The following is a 16,705-nucleotide window of genomic DNA, read 5'->3' on the forward strand; positions in this document are numbered from 1 at the left end:
ATCCGGCCCGGAGAACGCGAAAGCGTATCGACGGGCCGAACCCCTGTTCAGGGGGCGATCGGGGAGGAGTTCGGTGGGGGAACGAATCGATGCTGTCATGCGCGACGGCCTGACATTCGACGTGCGCGATCAAGGCCCGATCGACGGCGAACCGGTCGTCCTGCTGCACGGCTTCCCGCAGGATTCTCGGTCGTGGGACGGCGTTGCGGCGAAGCTGAACGAGGCCGGATATCGCACGATCGCGCCCGATCAGCGCGGCTATTCCCCGTCTGCGCGACCGCTGCGTCGGCGCGACTATCGCCTCTTCCATCTCATCGCCGATGTGGAGGCCCTCATCGCGAAGGTGGGGGGAGGTCCCGTCCACCTGGTGGGCCACGACTGGGGTGCGGCCGTCGCATGGGCGTCGGCCGCGCGGCATCCGGATGTGGTGCGCACGCTGACCGCGGTGTCGGTACCGCACCCCGCCGCTTTCCTGCGGTCGATGATCACCAGCACGCAACTGTTCAAGTCCTGGTACATGTTGGCTTTCCAGTTGCCGTGGATTCCGGAAAGGTTGTTGACCGTCCCCGCGGTGAGCAATGCCGTCCTGCGAAGGACGGGGCAGACGCCGGCTGCCGCCGCGCGCGACGTGGAGCGCATGGGTGATCGCCTTGCGGTCCGGGGCGGGCTGAATTGGTACCGCTCGCTACCGCTGACCGATCCACGCTCGAGTCTCGGCCGTGTCGAGGTGCCCACACTGATGGTGTGGAGCGACGCCGACGTTGCGATCGGGCGCGCCGCGGTCGACGCCAACCCCCGCTACGTCGCGGCGCCCTACCGCCTCGAAACACTCGCCGGGGTCAGTCACTGGATCCCCGATGAGGTGCCGGAGGAACTGGCGGGTCTGATTCTCGGCCACGTCGCACAGAACTGAGACTTCTACGCGCGCAATCGTTCCCGGCGGAGCTGCTCGACCTCCGGTAGGTCGAGTGGGGGCAGAGATTCGACGTTCAGTGCGCGAGCGAGCAGGTGGTCTGCGAATTCGGGATTGCGTGCCAGCACAGGGCCGTGCAGATATGTTCCGTAGACCGAACCCTGCACCGCGCCTTCGCTTCCGTCGCCGACGCCGTTGCCCACGCCTCGGGTCACCTTGCCGAGGGGGCTCGCATCGGATCCGAGCGTCGTTCCGCCCCGGTGGTTTTCGAAACCGGAGACCGGCAGGGTGAGGCCCGGGATGCTCGGGGTGATGACGATCTCCCCGATCGCCCGGGTCTTCTGCGGTGACGTCGTCGCGTCGAGCAGGCCCACACCGTCGACGCGCTCACCGGCCGAAGTCTCGTACCAGTGCCCGAGCACCTGGATCGCCGCGCAGATCGCCAGGACGGGTGCGCCGCGTTCCGCCGCTTTCTGCAGACCTGGGTAGCGCTGAAGGTGGCGTGTCGCGAGGCGCTGTGCCGCGTCTTCGGCGCCGCCGAGTGTGTAGAGGTCGAGTGAATCAGGGACGGGATCGTCCAGGCCGATTTCGATGATCTCTGCGTTGTGGCCGCGCATGCGGAGGCGCTGGCGCAACACCAGTGCGTTGCCTCCGTCGCCGTAGGTGCCCATGACATCGGGCAGGACGAGGCCGATCCGCACTGTCGACTCAGACATTCGTAGCCCCCTTGGCGATCGCGGTGTTCAGATCCCGGAACGCCGTGTAGTTGGCGAGAACCTCGACGCGTCCGGGAGGGCACGAGGCGATGGCGCGCAGCGGATCCGCGACGAGTGTGTGCTCGACTCCGGCGTACGTCAGCCGCACGGCCAGGTCGGTGCCGCGCTCACCTGCGGCGACCACCTGCACATTCTCGAAGTGTTCGAAACGTACGTCCCACAGCCACGACAGGTCCTCGCCGTCCGGCACCTGACCGTTGACCGCGATCACCAGGCCGTCGACCGTCGGATCGATCATCGACAGTGCCTCCTGCCAGCCGGCGGGGTTCTTTGCCAGGAGCATGTGGACCGAATGTGGCCCGACCTGCACGGTCTTGTAGCGTCCCGCGACTTCTTCGACCACGGATGTGGCTGCCGCAGCTTTCGCGGGATCCGCACCGAGTGCGACGGCGGCGGCCACGGCCTGCGCCGCATTGCCGCGGTTCGCACGCCCAGGCAGCGTCAGCTTCAAGGGCAGGACGAGCCCGTCGGGCCCGTAGATATTGTGTTCGTCGACCCACCAGTCGGGCGTCGGACGGGCGAAGTCCGATCCGGTGCTGTACCAGTGGTTGCCTTCGCGCACGATGGGTTCGCCGGTGCGGGGGCAGCTCACCGAGTCGCCGGCCCACCCGGCTCCGGCGGCGACCCACACGACGTTCGGGTTGTCGAAAGCGGCGGAGGTCACCAGCACGTCGTCGCAGTTGGCGATGATCGTTGCGTCGGTGTGCCCCTGCAACCCCGCGCGAAGCCTGCGTTCGATCATGTTGATCTCGCCGACGCGGTCGAGCTGATCTCGGGTGAGGTTGAGCAGCACGATCGCTTCGGGCTCCAGCGAATCGGCGACATGCGGGGTATGGAGTTCATCGACCTCGATAGCGGCGAGTCGCGCGGTGCGGTTCGCGGCGAGAGCCGACACGATACCGGCGTCCATGTTCGCACCATCGGGTTGGGTCACGACGGCGTCGATGGTTTCGAGCGCGGCCGCGGTCATCCGCGTGGTCGTGGACTTTCCGTTGGTGCCGGTGACCAGCACGGTGCGGCGCCCGCGACCGAGCTGCGTCATCAGCCCCGGATCGATTTTGAGGGCGATGAGCCCGCCGATCATCGAGCCGTTACCTCGTCCGGCTTTGCGTGATGCCCACGCAGCCGCTTCGGCCGCGCGCAACGCGATGCGTCCGCGAGCCGAGATCCCCGTCGTTGTAGCCACGCGCCGAGTTTTCCACAGCCGTGTTACGGACTCGTACCCTGCCCGATCGGCGTGATGAGACACGGTTGCGGATTCATGTTCGCGCGACGCGGTTCGATCACGCCGATCGGGGCGGATCAGAGGGGATCAGGCCAGAGCTTTCGCCTTGAGGGCTTGGAACTCGTCCTCGGTGATCGTGCCTGAATCGAGGAGTGCCTTCGCATCCGCGATGTGTTCCGCAGGAGACTTTTTTCCTGCGACGTCCCGAATGTAGTTGTCCTGTGCCGACTTGAACTCGGCCGCTTCGCGGGCCGACCGCTTCGCCATTCCGTCGCCGTGCACGATCAGGTACACCAGGGCGGTGAGCCACGGGACGATGAACAGGAAGACGATCCAGATCGCCTTGACCCAGCCGGACTGTTCCCGATTCCGGAACAGGTCGCTGATGATCATCCACAGCATGATCAGGTAAGCGATGAAGGCGAAGCATACGATTATGTACCAGATGATGTCCCAGAATTCCATGCAATTCTCCGTCTACGTATGGACAATCATGTGCACGAACCCAATTCGGATTTCGACGGAGTACCGCGCTTTTCCGGAAAGCAGAACGCGATCGAGTCGAGATGCCATCCGCAGATTACAGCCGGGATTGTCCTGTTGCAGGGGAATGCGAACTCTGAGTTCTCCAGGGCCGGACGACGAACGCGGCGGGGCCCCGACGGGGCCCCGCCGCGTTCGGGGGAGCTGATCGCTTCGTCAGCGGTGAGCGCGGTTCACCTTCATCGCGTCAGCGGTGGGCACGATTGACTGCCGAGACGACTGCGCGCAGCGACGCTACGGTGATCGACGGTGCGATACCCGCACCCCACACCAGAGCGGTGGTGCCGTCGGGACGTGTCACGTCGGCTTCGACGAATGCCGCGGCGTTGGCGTCGTCACCGGCCGACATCGCATGCTCGGCGTAGCCACGCACCGCCACCTGATAGCCGAGGGATTCCAGGCCGTCGACGAATGCTGCCAGCGGTCCGTTACCGGAACCGGTGATCTCCTTCTCGACGCCGTCGACCTTCAGCAGGGCGACGACGGTGTCCTCGCCGTCGTCGGTCTCGGCTGCGGTGACCTTCTGCTTGATGCGCTCGAGCGGCGTGACGGGTGCCAGGTACTCCTCGTTGAAGATGTCCCACATCTCCTTCGGGCTGACCTCGCCTCCTTCGCCATCGGTGACCTTCTGCACGGCCTGCGAGAACTCGACCTGGAGCCGGCGCGGCATGTTCAATCCGTGGTCGTGCTTCATGATGTACGCGACGCCGCCCTTGCCGGACTGCGAGTTCACGCGGATCACGGCCTCGTAGCTTCGACCGACGTCCTTCGGGTCGATCGGCAGGTACGGAACCGCCCAGATGATGTCGTCGACATCGGCGCCCGCGGCGTCTGCGTCGGCCTTCATGACGTCCATGCCCTTGTTGATGGCGTCCTGGTGGCTGCCGGAGAACGCGGTGTACACCAGGTCGCCGCCGTAGGGGTGACGCTCGGGCACGGGCAGCTGGTTGCAGTACTCGACGGTGCGCCGGATCTCGTCGATGTCGGAGAAGTCGATCTGCGGGTCGACGCCGCGGCTGAACATGTTCAGGCCCAGCGTCACCAGGCACACGTTTCCGGTGCGCTCGCCGTTTCCGAACAGGCAACCCTCGATGCGGTCGGCGCCGGCCTGGTAACCCAGCTCGGCCGCGGCAACGCCGGTGCCCCGGTCGTTGTGCGGGTGCAGCGACAGGATGATCGAGTCGCGCTCGGCCAGGTTCCGGTGCATCCACTCGATCGAGTCGGCGTAGACGTTCGGCGTTGCCATCTCGACGGTGGCGGGCAGGTTGATGATGACCGGGTTCTCGGGGGTACCGCCGAGGGTCTCGACGACCGCGTCGCACACCTCCTTGGCATACGACAGTTCGGTGCCGGTGTAGGACTCGGGGGAGTACTCCCACCGCCAGTTCGTATCCGGATAGTTCTTTGCCGTCTCGATCACCAGCTCCGCCGCGTCGGTCGCGATCTTCTTGACGGTGGCCTGGTCGGCCTTGAACACGACGCGGCGCTGCAGGATGGACGTCGAGTTGTAGAAATGCACGATCACGTTCTGCGCGCCTGCGCAGGCCTCGAAGGTGCGGGTGATCAGCTCGGGCCGCGACTGCGTCAGCACCTGGATGGTGACGTCATCGGGGATTGCGTTGTCCTCGATGATCTCCCGGACGAAATCGAAATCGGTCTGGCTCGCCGACGGGAAGCCGACCTCGATCTCCTTGTAGCCCATGCGGACCAGCAGATCGAACATGCGGCGCTTGCGGGCCGGGCTCATCGGGTCGATCAGCGCCTGGTTGCCGTCACGCAGATCGACGGCGCACCAACCCGGTGCGCGGTCGATGATCTTGTCGGGCCACGTCCGGTCGGGCAGCGAGACGGGCTCCACCTCTTCGGCGAAGGGCCGGTACCGGTAGGTGGGCATCGATGAGTTCTTCTGCTTGTTCCACGATGCCTGGTCGGCGGGAGCAGGCTTGGTCGGCGGCGTGATGTTGCGCGAACCGGAGGTGAAAGCGTCGGCGGGTGACATGACGTACTCCAAGAAAAAAGGGGACTTGTGAGTCCAGATCAGGATATCGACCGGCGCGACGAAACCCCGCGACGGGAGGCCGGTCTGGTCAAATCCCGCCGCGGCGGCCGAGAAGAAGCGCACGCTGCATGCCAAGCAGTGTAACGCGCAAGACCACTCTTCGCCCGCGGGGCTGTCCGCAGGCGGTGCGGTGTCCGATCGGCACCTGCTCGTTCGTCGTCACGGTGAGGGGCTTTCCTGCTCCTCACGGACACGAGAGGATGGCAATCATGGACTTTCTCGCGCTGTTGGTGGGTCCGGAGATCGGGCCGGAGGTCGTACCCGGAACCGACGAGTTCGACGCGGAGGTCGCTCTCCATGACGAGTTCGGGAAATACGCGGGCGCGGCGATAGTGGGCGGGGCTGCTCTGTACCCGTCGGTGGATGCGGTGACCATCCGCCGATCGGATGGCGCACCGCTGATCACGGATGGCCCCTTCGCTGAGCTGGCCGAGGTGGTGGTCGGTGGTTTCTACGTCTTCGCGGCCGATGACCTCGATACAGCGCTGGACCTGACGCGCCGTATCCCCGGTATGGACGACGGCTATACCGAACTGTGGCCGCTGGAAAGCTGGACCGTGTCGGAAGAGTTGGCCGGCTGCTGGCTCGCGGTAGTGCGCGACCAGGCGCAGAACGCGGAACAAGGCACCGTCGATCACTCGGCGAGCGCATCCCTCCGCGCGGTACCCGACGCCATCCGCGGCGTCGCGGTGTTCCGTCCGCCCTCCTCCGCTACCACCGTGCGGACCCGCGGCGACGAGATGATTCTCTCCGACGGGCCTGAGGACGCGCAGGAGACAGTGATCGCCCTGTACATCCTGTCGGCGCCCGACCGAGCCGCGGCGGCCGATCTGGCCTGCCGGATCCCGGTGGGGCCGAAGGGGAGCGTCGAGGTGCGGCGCATGGTCGACGAGTAAGCAGTCGACGAGTAAGCAGTCGACGAGTAAGCAGTCGACGAGTAAGCAGTCGACGAGTAAGCAATCGACGAGTAAGCAATGGGCATGGACTCGGCGGAGGTGTTCCGGGCGGAACATTGTCGTGCAGTCGCGTCCGTCGTGAGTGCGTTCGGCAATCTCGACCTCGCCGAGGACGCTGTTCAGGACGCCTTCGTCGAGGCCCTGCGGACGTGGCCGGAACGTGGTATCCCCTCGAACCCCGGAGCGTGGATCACCGCGGTGGCCCGTAACCGCGCAGTGGATCGGTTGCGTCGGGAGGCCGCACGCAATGGGAAGGAATCCGCCGCGGTCGCGCTCGCGCCGCTGCCGCGCTCGGGGGACGGTGCGGTGCGCGACGATGAGCACCGCGCGGTGCGCGACGATGAGCTCGGCTTGCTTTTCACCTGCTGCCATCCAGCCCTTGCGCGCGATGCGCAGGTCGCACTGACCCTGCGGCTGGTGTGCGGCCTCACAGCGACCGAGATCGCGCGCGCATTCCTGAAGTCCGAATCGGCTGTGACAAGGCAACTCACTCGCGCGAAGACCAAGATCCGGGATGCGGCGATCCCGCTTCGGCTCCCTGCCGAACATCTTCTGCCGGAACGTGTCCCGCAAGTGCTGGCGTGTATCTACCTCGTGTTCACGGAGGGCTATTCAGCGACGGCGGGGGATTCCCCGATTCGTTCGGACCTGTGCGCCGAGGCGATCCGGCTCGGCCACCTCACGTGCACGCTCATGCCGGACGAGGAGGAAGCGTGGGCGCTGCTTGCTCTCATGCTGCTCCAGGACAGCCGGCGCGGCGCCCGTCGCGACGGTAGTGGCGAACTGTTACCGCTCGAAGATCAGGATCGAACCCAGTGGGACGCGAACTCCATCGCTCAGGGATTGGCTGCGCTCGATCGAGCTGCCGGTTCGACGGGGCAGTACCTGCTTCAGGCAGTCATTGCGGCAGTGCACGCCACCGCGCCGTCGTGGGAGCGCACGGACTGGCCGGTGATCGTGGCAGCCTACGATCGCCTGGTCGCCATCACCGACTCGCCGGTGGTCGAGATCAACCGGGCGGTTGCGCTCGGGTTCCGTGATGGATGGGATGTGGGGCTCGACGCGCTCGCTGCGGTGCCGAAGAATGCCGAACTGCGCCGGTTGTACGAGCCGGCTCGCGCCGACCTGTTGCGTCGTGCGGGTCGATTCGCCGAGGCAGCGGAGGCTTATCGTGCCGCGCTCGCGGTGACGGGCAACGAGTCGATCGCCCGAGTGCTGCGTCGACGCCTCGTCGAGATCGACATCGCCGGAGGTGGGGAGTGACCCGGGTGCGTTCGTGACCCGATTGAAATCAGCGCTTCCCGCATGTTCGTACCTCGACGCCCTATTGTGCTCAGAAGTAACTCGAGTATCACCAGTCACATTGGTACCAGGCGAGTGGTGAGGGGTGTGGTTCATGCGGTCTTCGAGGAGGGCGGCCATCGGGGGCTGCGCCCTTGTCATCGCACTGGGTGGAACGGTGCCATTGGCCGTGCAGGCAGGCGCCGAACCGTGTGGCCACGAGAGCCCAAGTGGTAGCGGGCTCGGTAGTGGCGGTTTCGGTAGCGGAGGCCTCGGTAGCGGTGGTAGTGCGGATCTCCTGCCCGGAGCGCCGAAGAACCTGCTACCGGACCTGGGGCCAGGGCCCACGCGGGCCGTCGCATGGGTCACCGGACCGCGTAGCGACAACCGGACCGATAGGCGATTCTCCGTTTCGGGTACAGACCTGGCGATCATGTGGGACAACGGCGCAGCCGGACCGGACCGCAGGATTCTCATGGCCTTCGGCGACACCTTCGGAGACTGCACTGTCCCCGGTGAACAGTGGCGGCACAACATTCTGATGCGTAGCTCGGATGCGAGCCTGGCCGACGGCATCGACGTTCCCGACCCGGTTCCCGGCGACATTCACGCCGGTTCGCCGGTGGATGCGCACGCTCCTGATTTCTCCCGCGAGCTGGTGGGGTCGCTCGGGATCGAAGGGATCGAGAAGACCGTGATTCCCACCGCTGGGATCGCCGTGGACGGCGTGCAGTACATCAACTTCATGTCGGTGCGGGCTTGGGGCGATCACGGCGAATGGTGGACCAACGCGTCCATGATCGGCACCTCCGTCGACAACGGGGAGACCTGGCAGGTCGACCCGGCCACCGCGCGGCTGAATGTGCCTCTCGACATTCCGGGTGTCCAGCAGTTGTCGGTGGGCAACGCCAACTTCCAACAGCACGCGTATGTACGGCACGGCGGCTATCTCTACGACTACGGGACGCCGCAGGGCAGGTTCGGCGCTGCGTTCCTCTCGCGCGTGCCCGAGCACCGGATCCTCGACCTCGCCGCGTACGAGTACTGGACCGCCGACGGATGGATACCGGGTGATGTCGATCGTGCTGAGCCGATCGTCCCGGGTGCGGTGGGTGAGCTGTCGGTTCATTTCACCGGCGACCGATTCGTCATGCTCTACGGCGACGACGCCGACGGCGCGATCGAACTGCGGACCAGCGCATCGCCCGAGGGTCCGTGGGGTGAGCCTCGCCCGCTCGTGACGCACGATCGGGCCGGGGGTCTCTATGCGCCGTTCATCCATCCGTGGTCGACCGGTGACGACCTCTATTTCACGGTCTCACGCTGGAGCGATTACAACGTCATGCTTTTGCACACGACCGTATCCGGATAGGGCGAGAGCCGCGCAGGCCGTCGGCATCGGTAAGCTTGCTTCCTGGACTTGTACCCAAGACCCCGGAGGTTCGCCAGCGTGGCACTCGTCGTCCAGAAGTACGGAGGATCGTCGGTCTCGACGGCCGAACGGATCCGGCGCGTCGCTGAAAGGATCGTCGAGACCAAGAAGGCGGGCAACGACGTCGTTGTGGTCGTGTCGGCAATGGGCGACACGACCGATGAACTCCTCGACCTCGCCCAACAGGTCTGCCCGGCCCCGCCCGCACGTGAGATGGACATGCTCCTCACCTCCGGTGAACGCATCTCCAACGCCCTCGTCGCGATGGCAATTCACTCGTTCGGCGCCGAAGCCAGGTCCTTCACCGGCTCGCAGGCAGGTGTCATCACCACCAGCAGCCACGGTAAGGCGAAGATCATCGACGTGACGCCCGGTCGCGTGCGTACTGCGCTCGACGAGGGCAGCATCGTGCTCGTCGCCGGATTCCAGGGCGTCAGTCAGGACAACAAAGACATCACGACGCTCGGTCGTGGCGGATCGGATACCACTGCTGTCGCTCTTGCTGCCGCACTGAACGCGGACGTCTGCGAGATCTACACGGACGTCGACGGCGTGTTCAGCGCCGACCCGCGCATCGTCAAGGATGCGCAGCGGCTCGACAAGGTCTCCTTCGAAGAAATGCTCGAACTCGCAGCATGTGGGGCCAAGGTCTTGATGCTGCGCTGCGTCGAGTACGCCCGCCGCTACAACGTGCCCGTGCACGTTCGTTCGTCGTACACCACCAAGCCCGGCACCCTCGTGACCGGATCGATGGAGGACATCCCCGTGGAAGAAGCCCTGATCACCGGCGTTGCACATGACCGCAGCGAGTCGAAGATCACCGTTGTCGGACTGCCCGACACGCCCGGCTACGCCGCGAAGGTGTTCCGCGCTGTCGCCGACGCCGAGATCAACATCGACATGGTGCTGCAGAACATCTCGAAGGTGGAGACCGGCAAGACCGACATCACCTTCACGCTGCCGACCTCCGACGGCCCGCGCGCCGTCGAGCTGCTCAGCAAGCGTCAGGACGAGATCGGCTTCACGCAGGTGCTGTTCGACGACCACATCGGCAAGGTGTCGCTCGTCGGTGCGGGTATGAAGAGCCACCCCGGCGTGACCGCCAAGTTCTGCGAGGCATTGGCGGATGCCGGCATCAACATCGACCTCATCTCGACCTCCGAGATCCGCATTTCGGTGCTGGTCGATGACAACGAACTCGACGACGCGGTACGTGTACTCCACGCCGCGTTCGAACTCGGCGGCGAGGAAGAAGCCGTCGTGCACGCAGGGACGGGACGGTAAGCCATGACAACCATCGCTGTAGTCGGTGCGACCGGGCAGGTCGGCATCGTCATGCGCACCCTCCTCGAGGAGCGCAACTTTCCGGCCGACAAGGTGCGCTTCTTCGCATCGGCGCGTTCTGCAGGCAAGAAGCTCCCGTTCCGCGGCGAGGAGATCGTCGTCGAGGACGCGGCCGCGACTTCCGACGACGACTTGAAGGGCATCGACATCGCCCTGTTCTCTGCAGGCGCGACCCTGTCGCGTGAGCAGGCTCCGCGGTTCGCCGCAGCCGGCGCGACCGTCGTCGACAACTCGTCGGCGTGGCGCAAGGATCCCGAGGTTCCGCTCGTGGTGAGCGAGGTCAACCCGGAGGACGCGAAGAACCCGCCGAAGGGCATCATCGCCAACCCGAACTGCACGACGATGGCTGCGATGCCGGTCCTCAAGGCCCTGCACGACGAGGCGGGTCTACAGCGACTGGTCATCTCGAGCTACCAGGCGGTGTCGGGTAGTGGTATCGCAGGCGTCGAGGAACTCCTCGGCCAGGCGCGCGCCGTCATCGGTGACGCGGAGAAGCTCGTGCACGACGGTAGCGCCGTAGATTTCCCGGCGCCCGACAAGTACGTCGCGCCGATCGCGTTCAACGTTCTCCCGATGGCCGGGGCGATCGTCGACGACGGATCCGGTGAGACCGACGAGGATCAAAAGCTGCGCAACGAGTCGCGCAAGATCCTCGGTCTTCCCGACCTGCTCGTTTCGGGTACGTGTGTGCGCGTCCCGGTCGTCACCGGTCACTCGCTTTCGATCAACGCGGAGTTCGAGCGTCCCGTTTCGCCCGCTCGCGCGCAGGAGGTCCTCGCGTCTGCTCCGGGTGTCAAGCTGGTCGATGTGCCGACGCCGCTCGCCGCTGCCGGCGACGACGTGTCGCTGGTCGGTCGTATCCGCCAGGATCCGGGAGCCCCCGAGGGACGTGGTCTTGCACTGTTCGTGTCGGGCGACAACCTGCGGAAGGGTGCTGCGCTCAACACCATTCAGATTGCGGAGCTTCTGGCTCGGTAGACTACTGCGTGTATTTCGAACGAACGGCACCCTCGATCGTCACGATCGAGGGTGCCGTTCCCTCGTTCCGAGGGTGCTGTCACTCGAACATGCGATAGATCGCCTCGACGACCACTGCGGGGCGTTCACTGTCCTCGAGTTCGATCACGCCCTCGATGACGATCTGGACGCCGCCTTCGGGTAGCTCCTCGAGTGATTTCAGGGTTGCGTCGAGTCGTACTCGCCCGCCTGCCGGTACCGGGTTGGTGAAACGAACCTTGTCGAGGCCGTAGTTGAGTGCCAGCGTCACGCTGTCCACCTTCAGCACCTCGTACCACATCGGGATGATCAGCGAGAGCGTCAGATACCCGTGTGCGATCGGCCCGCCGAACGGGCTTTCCTTCTCCGCGCGGTCGGGGTCGATATGGATCCACTGATGGTCATCGGTGGCGTCGGCGAAGGTGTCGATCCGATCCTGCCCGACGGTGATCCAGGAACTGAGGCCGAGGGGTCTGCCGACGTATCCGGCGAGTTCGGCGAGGGTCGAGACGTGTGTACCGGCGGTTTCAGTGGACGTCATCGGGACTCCCTTACTAGTCGGTATTGCTGTGCGCGTAAGCGATTCTGCTCTGTGTGCCACTGCTTGGTCCCGGGTTGGGTATCGAATGGGTCTCGGCACCCTGCGGCACCGTAGGTAGAAGATAAAAACAGTCTGGACTGTTTGTTGATTTGCCGTTACGCTGAGTAGCGTGATCCACGACACTGTAGCGGCCGGCGCGCGAACTCAAGCGCAACGCACCGCAGCGACGCGCGGGAAGTTGCTCGACGCGGCGGTCGAATCCCTCGTCGAACTGGGGTATTCGGGTACCAGCACTCACGGCATCGCCACGCGGGCCGGGGTGTCGCGTGGAGCGCAGCTCCACCACTTTCCGACCAAGGAATCTCTGGTGGTCGCGGCTGTGGAGCACCTCGTCGACAAGCGTCTCGTCGAAATCCTCGAAGCGGAACCGGATCCCGAAGTCGGGATGGAAACGCTGATGGATGCGTTCTCCGGACCGTTGTTCGATGCCGCGCTCGAACTATGGGTTGCGGCGCGCACCGATCCGGCGTTGCACACCGCGATGGTCCCACTGGAACGCAAGGTATCGGATGCGCTGCACGTGGGATTGATGGAAATCATGGGTGACCGGATGAGCCCCGAGTCGATCGATCTCAGTATCGAGCTCGCCCGGGGGCTGGCGGTATCGGCCCTGATGCGCACCCCCGAATCCGATCGTGAGTTCCGGGAGCGGCTGCTTCCGGCGTGGAAGGCTCTGGTGATGAAATGAGATCTGGCGATCCGACCGGCCGGGAAACGCTCCCTCGGCACGTCCGCACGCTCATAGTCGGCGCGGGGTTCGGTGGCATCGGGATGGCCGCCACGCTCTTGCGTGACGATCCCGCCGCCGATATCCTCGTCGTCGAACGCGGCGACGATGTCGGCGGGACCTGGCGGGCGAACACGTATCCCGGTGCTGCATGCGATGTTCCGAGTGCACTGTACTCCTTCTCGTTTGCGCCGGATCCCGAGTGGAAGCGGGCGCACGGTACCCGGGCCGAGATCTACGCGTACCTCCGCCGGGTATCGGGCGAACTGGGCGTCACGCGGCGCACGCTGTTCGGGTGTGAACTGCGCGATGCGCAGTGGGACGGGGAACAAGCGCGATGGGCGGTGTCGACCTCGCGTGGCGACCTCACCGCCGATGTGCTCATCGTCGCGACAGGCGCCCTCTCGACTCCCACCCTGCCGAAGGTCCCGGGTCTGGAACTCTTCCGCGGGAAGATGTTCCACTCCGCAGAGTGGGACCACGACCATGACCTGACCGGCGCACGGGTCGCGGTGATCGGTACCGGAGCATCGGCCATCCAGTTCGTTCCGGAGATCGTCGACAAGGTCGACCGCCTTACGCTCTTCCAGCGCACCGCATCCTGGGTGATGCCCAAGCGTGATCACGCAATCGCTTCTCCGGTTCGATCGCTGTATCGCCGCTTTCCCCTGATCCAGAAGGCCGTGCGCGGTGCCGTGTACGGCCAGAAGGAGTTGTACGTCATCGGGATGACGAAGCCCCTCGCGCGGAAGTACGCGTTGCCGCTGTTCGAGAAGCGTGCCCGTTCTGTCCTGCGCAAGCAGGTGCCAGATCCCGAACTGCGAAAACGTCTCACGCCGGATTTCGCCATCACCTGCAAACGAATTCTGCTGTCCAACGACTGGTTTCCGGCAATCACCCGTCGTAATGTCGAAGTCGTCTCCTCGGCGCTGACCGCGGTGACCGAAAGCGGAGTCCTCGACGCCGCAGGCAACGAATATCCCGTCGATACGATCATCTTCGGAACCGGATTCACTCCCTCCGAACCACCTGTAGCGCAGCATGTCCGAGGAGAAGGCGGACGGAGCCTCGCGGACGTGTGGAGCGGGAGCCCGTCGGCGCATCTGGGAATCAGTATCAACGGCTTTCCGAACCTGTTCCTCATGTACGGCCCGAATACCAATCTGGGGCACAGCTCCATCGTGTACATGCTCGAGTCCCAGGCCGCGTACATCGCCGATGCGCTGCGCGTCATGCGCACCCGCAGTCTCGATGCGGTGGAGGTCAGGGCCGACGCGCAGCGCCGCTACGCCGAAGAGCTCGACCCGATGCTGGCAGGCACGGTCTGGAACACCGGCGGCTGTAGTAGTTGGTACCTCGACAAGACCGGCCGGAACTCGGTGATGTGGCCGACCTTCACCTGGCACTACCGTAATCGGACCAGGGAGTTCGATGCAGAGAACTATGCCCTGCGGGCCACGAACTCGGGAGTACGAGCATGACCCACTATGACGTCCTCGTCATCGGATCAGGATTCGGTGGCAGCGTCTCCGCGCTGCGTTCGACCGAGAAAGGTTACCGGGTCGGAGTCCTCGAGGCAGGCCGTCGTTTCACCGACGATGAGCTTCCGAAGACCAGCTGGCGGCTCCGTAAGTATCTGTGGGCTCCTGCGATCGGATGTTATGGCGTGCAGCGCATTCACCTCCTACCCGACGTACTGGTCATGGCCGGGGCCGGGGTCGGAGGAGGCTCGCTCAACTACGCGAACACCCTCTACCGTCCGCCGTCTCGGTTCTTCCAGGATCCGCAGTGGGGGCACATCACCGATTGGGAGGCCGAACTCTCGCCCTACTACGAGCAGGCCTCGCGGATGCTGGGGGTGCGTGAGAACCCGAGCGTCACCCCTGCCGACGAGGTGATGCGGAAGGTCGCCGACGATATGGGCGTGGGCGATACCTTCGGTCCGACCCCGGTCGGTGTCTTCTTCGACGAGCCGGGCAAGACCGTCCCCGATCCGTACTTCGGTGGCGCGGGCCCCGAGCGCACAGGATGCACCGAGTGCGGCAGCTGCATGACCGGCTGCCGCGTAGGTGCCAAGAACACCCTGGTCAAGAACTATCTCCATCTCGCAGAGCGTGCGGGCGCGCGGATCCATCCCCTCACCACCGCAACACGGGTCACGCCTCGCCCGGGTGGCGGCTACGAGATCGAGACGCGCAGCACGGACGGTATCCGTAAGCGTCGCAAGGCTTTCACCGCTGATCAGGTCGTGGTCGCGGCAGGAACCTACGGCACTGCGCGTTTGCTTCTCGCGATGCGTGAGAGCGGCGATCTCTCCCGGTTGTCGCCGAGGCTCGGTCGTGTCGTTCGGACCAATTCCGAGGCGGTACTCGCAGCAACGGCGCAGAATCGCGATGTCGACTACACCGAAGGTGTTGCGATCACCTCATCGTTCCACCCGGACGACCACACCCACATCGAGCCGGTGCGATATGGAAAGGGCAGCAACGCGATCGGACTTCTGCAGGCGCTCCTCGTCGACGGCGGTGGACGGGTACCCCGGCTGGCGAAGTTCGTGGGTGTGGCGGCCCGCAATCCGCGAGCTTTCCTGCGCAGCCTGTCGGTACGACGATGGTCCGAACGCACCGTCATCGCGCTCGTGATGCAGACCGACGACAATTCCCTCGAACTTGCCGGCAGGCGAAGCCCGCTCGGACACGGTGTCACCAGCAAGCAGGGTCCCGGGAATCCGCCACCGGAGTGGATCCCCGTCGGGCACGAGGCGGTCCGGCGGGTGGGCGACGAGATCGGTGGCGATCCGGGCGGATCGCTGCTCGATCTCGTGAACATCCCCATGACCGCGCACTTCCTCGGCGGTTGCGTGATCGGTGACTCGCCTGAGACGGGTGTCGTCGATCCCTATCTGCGCGCGTACGGCCACGAAGGCCTTCATGTGGTCGACGGCTCTGTGGTCACCGCGAACCTCGGCGTCAATCCCTCGCTCACCATCACCGCGCAGGCGGAGCGAGCAATGGCGTTGTGGCCGAACAAGGGCGAGGACGATACCCGGCCGGAGGTCGGGGCACCCTATGCGCCGGTGAAACCTGTGCGTCCGCTTCGACCGGCTGTGCCCGCAGAGGCACCTGGCGCGCTGCGCCTACCCCTTTTCCCGATACGACGTGAGGAGACGGCCGGTGCTGTGGAGCGTTCCTGAAAGCGACGATGGACGGACAGACTGGCCGGCGTCGCCACCGCCACCGTGGCCGGCGAGCGTGCGCGCCACCCTGTGGTGGCACCGCAGTACTCCCGCGGCCCGTGAGTACGGTCCCGGAGGGCCGATCGTGCCGATGACACTGGCGATGATGGTCGACTACCTGGAGTCCCCGGTCGGTCCCTATCGGGAGATTCTGGCCAGTCCAGTGCTTCGTCGAGGTCTGATCCCCGCGATGGCGGTACCGTTCATCGCTGTCGACTCGGCGCGGTCGGTGCACGGTGGCCGGGAGCATTGGAAGCTGCCGAAGGTGCTTGCCGAATTCTCGGGGGACGTCCTCGGCGACTTCACCGCTGTCTCGGAGAGCTGGAAAGTGCGGACTTCCGCGTCACCGCGCGGCCCTCAGCTTCCGATCGTCGGGGGACTGACTTTCGCCCAGCCGGACGGGGACGGCGCACTGTGTCGAGCGTCTGCTCGTTTGCGTGGTCGTTTCCGGTATGCGCGGGTCACGGTGGATGCCGAGGGGCCGACGCTGGGTCGTTGGCTCCGGCCGGGCACCCATCACGGAATCGTCATCACTTCGGGTTCGATGGCGACAGGGCCTGCGCGTATCGAGCGATAGCCGGAGGCCTCGATCCGCACGACCGGCCATGGTGAACACT

Annotated in this window: 15 protein-coding genes; 10 read left to right on the forward strand and 5 right to left on the reverse strand. The window is 65.3% G+C overall.

The window, feature by feature from the left end; all coding sequences use genetic code 11:
* Positions 1–97 precede the first annotated feature (97 nt).
* Positions 98–913 carry an alpha/beta fold hydrolase gene (locus tag ACTDXD_RS12960; RefSeq protein ID WP_440127637.1) on the forward strand — a complete coding sequence of 272 codons (816 nt, stop codon included), beginning with the start codon at positions 98–100 and terminating at the stop codon, positions 911–913.
* A 5-nt stretch (positions 914–918) separates the two neighbouring features.
* Here ACTDXD_RS12960 and ACTDXD_RS12965 read toward each other — a convergent pair whose 3' ends face one another.
* The 4 genes from ACTDXD_RS12965 to leuA form a co-directional block, all read right to left on the reverse strand.
* Positions 919–1,629, reverse strand: a complete 711-nt coding sequence (locus tag ACTDXD_RS12965) for a type 1 glutamine amidotransferase (RefSeq protein WP_440127392.1) — start codon at positions 1,627–1,629, stop codon at positions 919–921.
* Positions 1,622–2,875 (reverse strand): MurT ligase domain-containing protein, encoded by a 1,254-nt coding sequence (locus ACTDXD_RS12970; protein ID WP_440127393.1) that lies wholly within the window; start codon positions 2,873–2,875, stop codon positions 1,622–1,624. Before ACTDXD_RS12970 ends, ACTDXD_RS12965 begins: the two co-directional genes overlap by 8 nt.
* Positions 2,876–3,001: 126 nt before the next feature.
* Positions 3,002–3,379, reverse strand: a complete 378-nt coding sequence (locus ACTDXD_RS12975) for an SHOCT domain-containing protein (RefSeq protein WP_169690686.1) — start codon at positions 3,377–3,379, stop codon at positions 3,002–3,004.
* A 265-nt stretch (positions 3,380–3,644) separates the two neighbouring features.
* A complete protein-coding gene (gene leuA / locus ACTDXD_RS12980; RefSeq protein ID WP_440127394.1) occupies positions 3,645–5,456 on the reverse strand; it encodes a 2-isopropylmalate synthase in 1,812 nt (603 codons plus the stop codon).
* Positions 5,457–5,725: 269 nt separating this feature from the next.
* Here leuA and ACTDXD_RS12985 point away from each other — a divergent pair, with 269 nt between their 5' ends.
* The 5 genes from ACTDXD_RS12985 to ACTDXD_RS13005 all read left to right on the forward strand — a co-directional run bounded on the left by ACTDXD_RS12985 (position 5,726) and on the right by ACTDXD_RS13005 (position 11,507).
* Positions 5,726–6,412: a YciI family protein gene (locus ACTDXD_RS12985; protein ID WP_440127395.1), complete on the forward strand. Its 687-nt coding sequence runs from the start codon at positions 5,726–5,728 to the stop codon at positions 6,410–6,412.
* Between the two features lie 84 nt (positions 6,413–6,496).
* Positions 6,497–7,735: an RNA polymerase sigma factor gene (locus tag ACTDXD_RS12990; RefSeq protein WP_440127396.1), complete on the forward strand. Its 1,239-nt coding sequence runs from the start codon at positions 6,497–6,499 to the stop codon at positions 7,733–7,735.
* Between the two features lie 133 nt (positions 7,736–7,868).
* Positions 7,869–9,125 (forward strand): DUF4185 domain-containing protein, encoded by a 1,257-nt coding sequence (locus ACTDXD_RS12995; RefSeq protein WP_440127397.1) that lies wholly within the window; start codon positions 7,869–7,871, stop codon positions 9,123–9,125.
* A gap of 78 nt (positions 9,126–9,203) precedes the next feature.
* Entirely contained in the window at positions 9,204–10,469 is a 1,266-nt protein-coding gene (locus ACTDXD_RS13000; RefSeq protein ID WP_440127398.1) for an aspartate kinase, read from the forward strand.
* 3 nt (positions 10,470–10,472) lie between these two features.
* A complete protein-coding gene (locus tag ACTDXD_RS13005) occupies positions 10,473–11,507 on the forward strand; it encodes an aspartate-semialdehyde dehydrogenase (RefSeq protein ID WP_440127399.1) in 1,035 nt (344 codons plus the stop codon).
* A gap of 79 nt (positions 11,508–11,586) precedes the next feature.
* On the opposite strand, the gene ACTDXD_RS13010 is transcribed toward ACTDXD_RS13005, so the two are convergent.
* On the reverse strand, positions 11,587–12,066 hold the full coding sequence (locus tag ACTDXD_RS13010) for a MaoC family dehydratase (protein WP_440127400.1): 480 nt from the start codon (positions 12,064–12,066) through the stop codon (positions 11,587–11,589).
* Between the two features lie 169 nt (positions 12,067–12,235).
* Here ACTDXD_RS13010 and ACTDXD_RS13015 point away from each other — a divergent pair, with 169 nt between their 5' ends.
* The 4 genes from ACTDXD_RS13015 to ACTDXD_RS13030 are packed head-to-tail and all read left to right on the forward strand — an operon-like array spanning position 12,236 to position 16,665.
* A complete protein-coding gene (locus ACTDXD_RS13015; RefSeq protein WP_440127401.1) occupies positions 12,236–12,814 on the forward strand; it encodes a TetR/AcrR family transcriptional regulator in 579 nt (192 codons plus the stop codon).
* Positions 12,811–14,334 (forward strand): flavin-containing monooxygenase, encoded by a 1,524-nt coding sequence (locus ACTDXD_RS13020; protein ID WP_440127402.1) that lies wholly within the window; start codon positions 12,811–12,813, stop codon positions 14,332–14,334. The genes ACTDXD_RS13015 and ACTDXD_RS13020 overlap by 4 nt, the downstream gene beginning before the upstream one ends.
* Positions 14,331–16,046 carry an FAD-dependent oxidoreductase gene (locus tag ACTDXD_RS13025; protein WP_440127403.1) on the forward strand — a complete coding sequence of 572 codons (1,716 nt, stop codon included), beginning with the start codon at positions 14,331–14,333 and terminating at the stop codon, positions 16,044–16,046. Before ACTDXD_RS13020 ends, ACTDXD_RS13025 begins: the two co-directional genes overlap by 4 nt.
* A complete protein-coding gene (locus tag ACTDXD_RS13030; protein ID WP_440127638.1) occupies positions 16,030–16,665 on the forward strand; it encodes a hypothetical protein in 636 nt (211 codons plus the stop codon). The genes ACTDXD_RS13025 and ACTDXD_RS13030 overlap by 17 nt, the downstream gene beginning before the upstream one ends.
* Positions 16,666–16,705: the final 40 nt, after the last annotated feature.

The sequence above is a fragment of the Rhodococcus sp. SJ-3 genome, assembly GCF_051918125.1.
Classification (GTDB): Bacteria; Actinomycetota; Actinomycetes; order Mycobacteriales; family Mycobacteriaceae; genus Rhodococcus.

Bases quoted from the DNA above. Each gene is read 5' to 3' on its own strand.
- ACTDXD_RS12960 (WP_440127637.1), top strand. From the start codon at position 98: ATGCGCGACGGCCTGACATTCGACGTGCGCGATCAAGGCCCGATCGAC.
- ACTDXD_RS12965 (WP_440127392.1), bottom strand. From the start codon at position 1,629: ATGTCTGAGTCGACAGTGCGGATCGGCCTCGTCCTGCCCGATGTCATG.
- ACTDXD_RS12975 (WP_169690686.1), bottom strand. From the start codon at position 3,379: ATGGAATTCTGGGACATCATCTGGTACATAATCGTATGCTTCGCCTTC.
- leuA (WP_440127394.1), bottom strand. From the start codon at position 5,456: ATGTCACCCGCCGACGCTTTCACCTCCGGTTCGCGCAACATCACGCCG.
- ACTDXD_RS12985 (WP_440127395.1), top strand. From the start codon at position 5,726: ATGGACTTTCTCGCGCTGTTGGTGGGTCCGGAGATCGGGCCGGAGGTC.
- ACTDXD_RS12990 (WP_440127396.1), top strand. From the start codon at position 6,497: ATGGACTCGGCGGAGGTGTTCCGGGCGGAACATTGTCGTGCAGTCGCG.
- ACTDXD_RS12995 (WP_440127397.1), top strand. From the start codon at position 7,869: ATGCGGTCTTCGAGGAGGGCGGCCATCGGGGGCTGCGCCCTTGTCATC.
- ACTDXD_RS13005 (WP_440127399.1), top strand. From the start codon at position 10,473: ATGACAACCATCGCTGTAGTCGGTGCGACCGGGCAGGTCGGCATCGTC.
- ACTDXD_RS13010 (WP_440127400.1), bottom strand. From the start codon at position 12,066: ATGACGTCCACTGAAACCGCCGGTACACACGTCTCGACCCTCGCCGAA.
- ACTDXD_RS13020 (WP_440127402.1), top strand. From the start codon at position 12,811: ATGAGATCTGGCGATCCGACCGGCCGGGAAACGCTCCCTCGGCACGTC.
- ACTDXD_RS13025 (WP_440127403.1), top strand. From the start codon at position 14,331: ATGACCCACTATGACGTCCTCGTCATCGGATCAGGATTCGGTGGCAGC.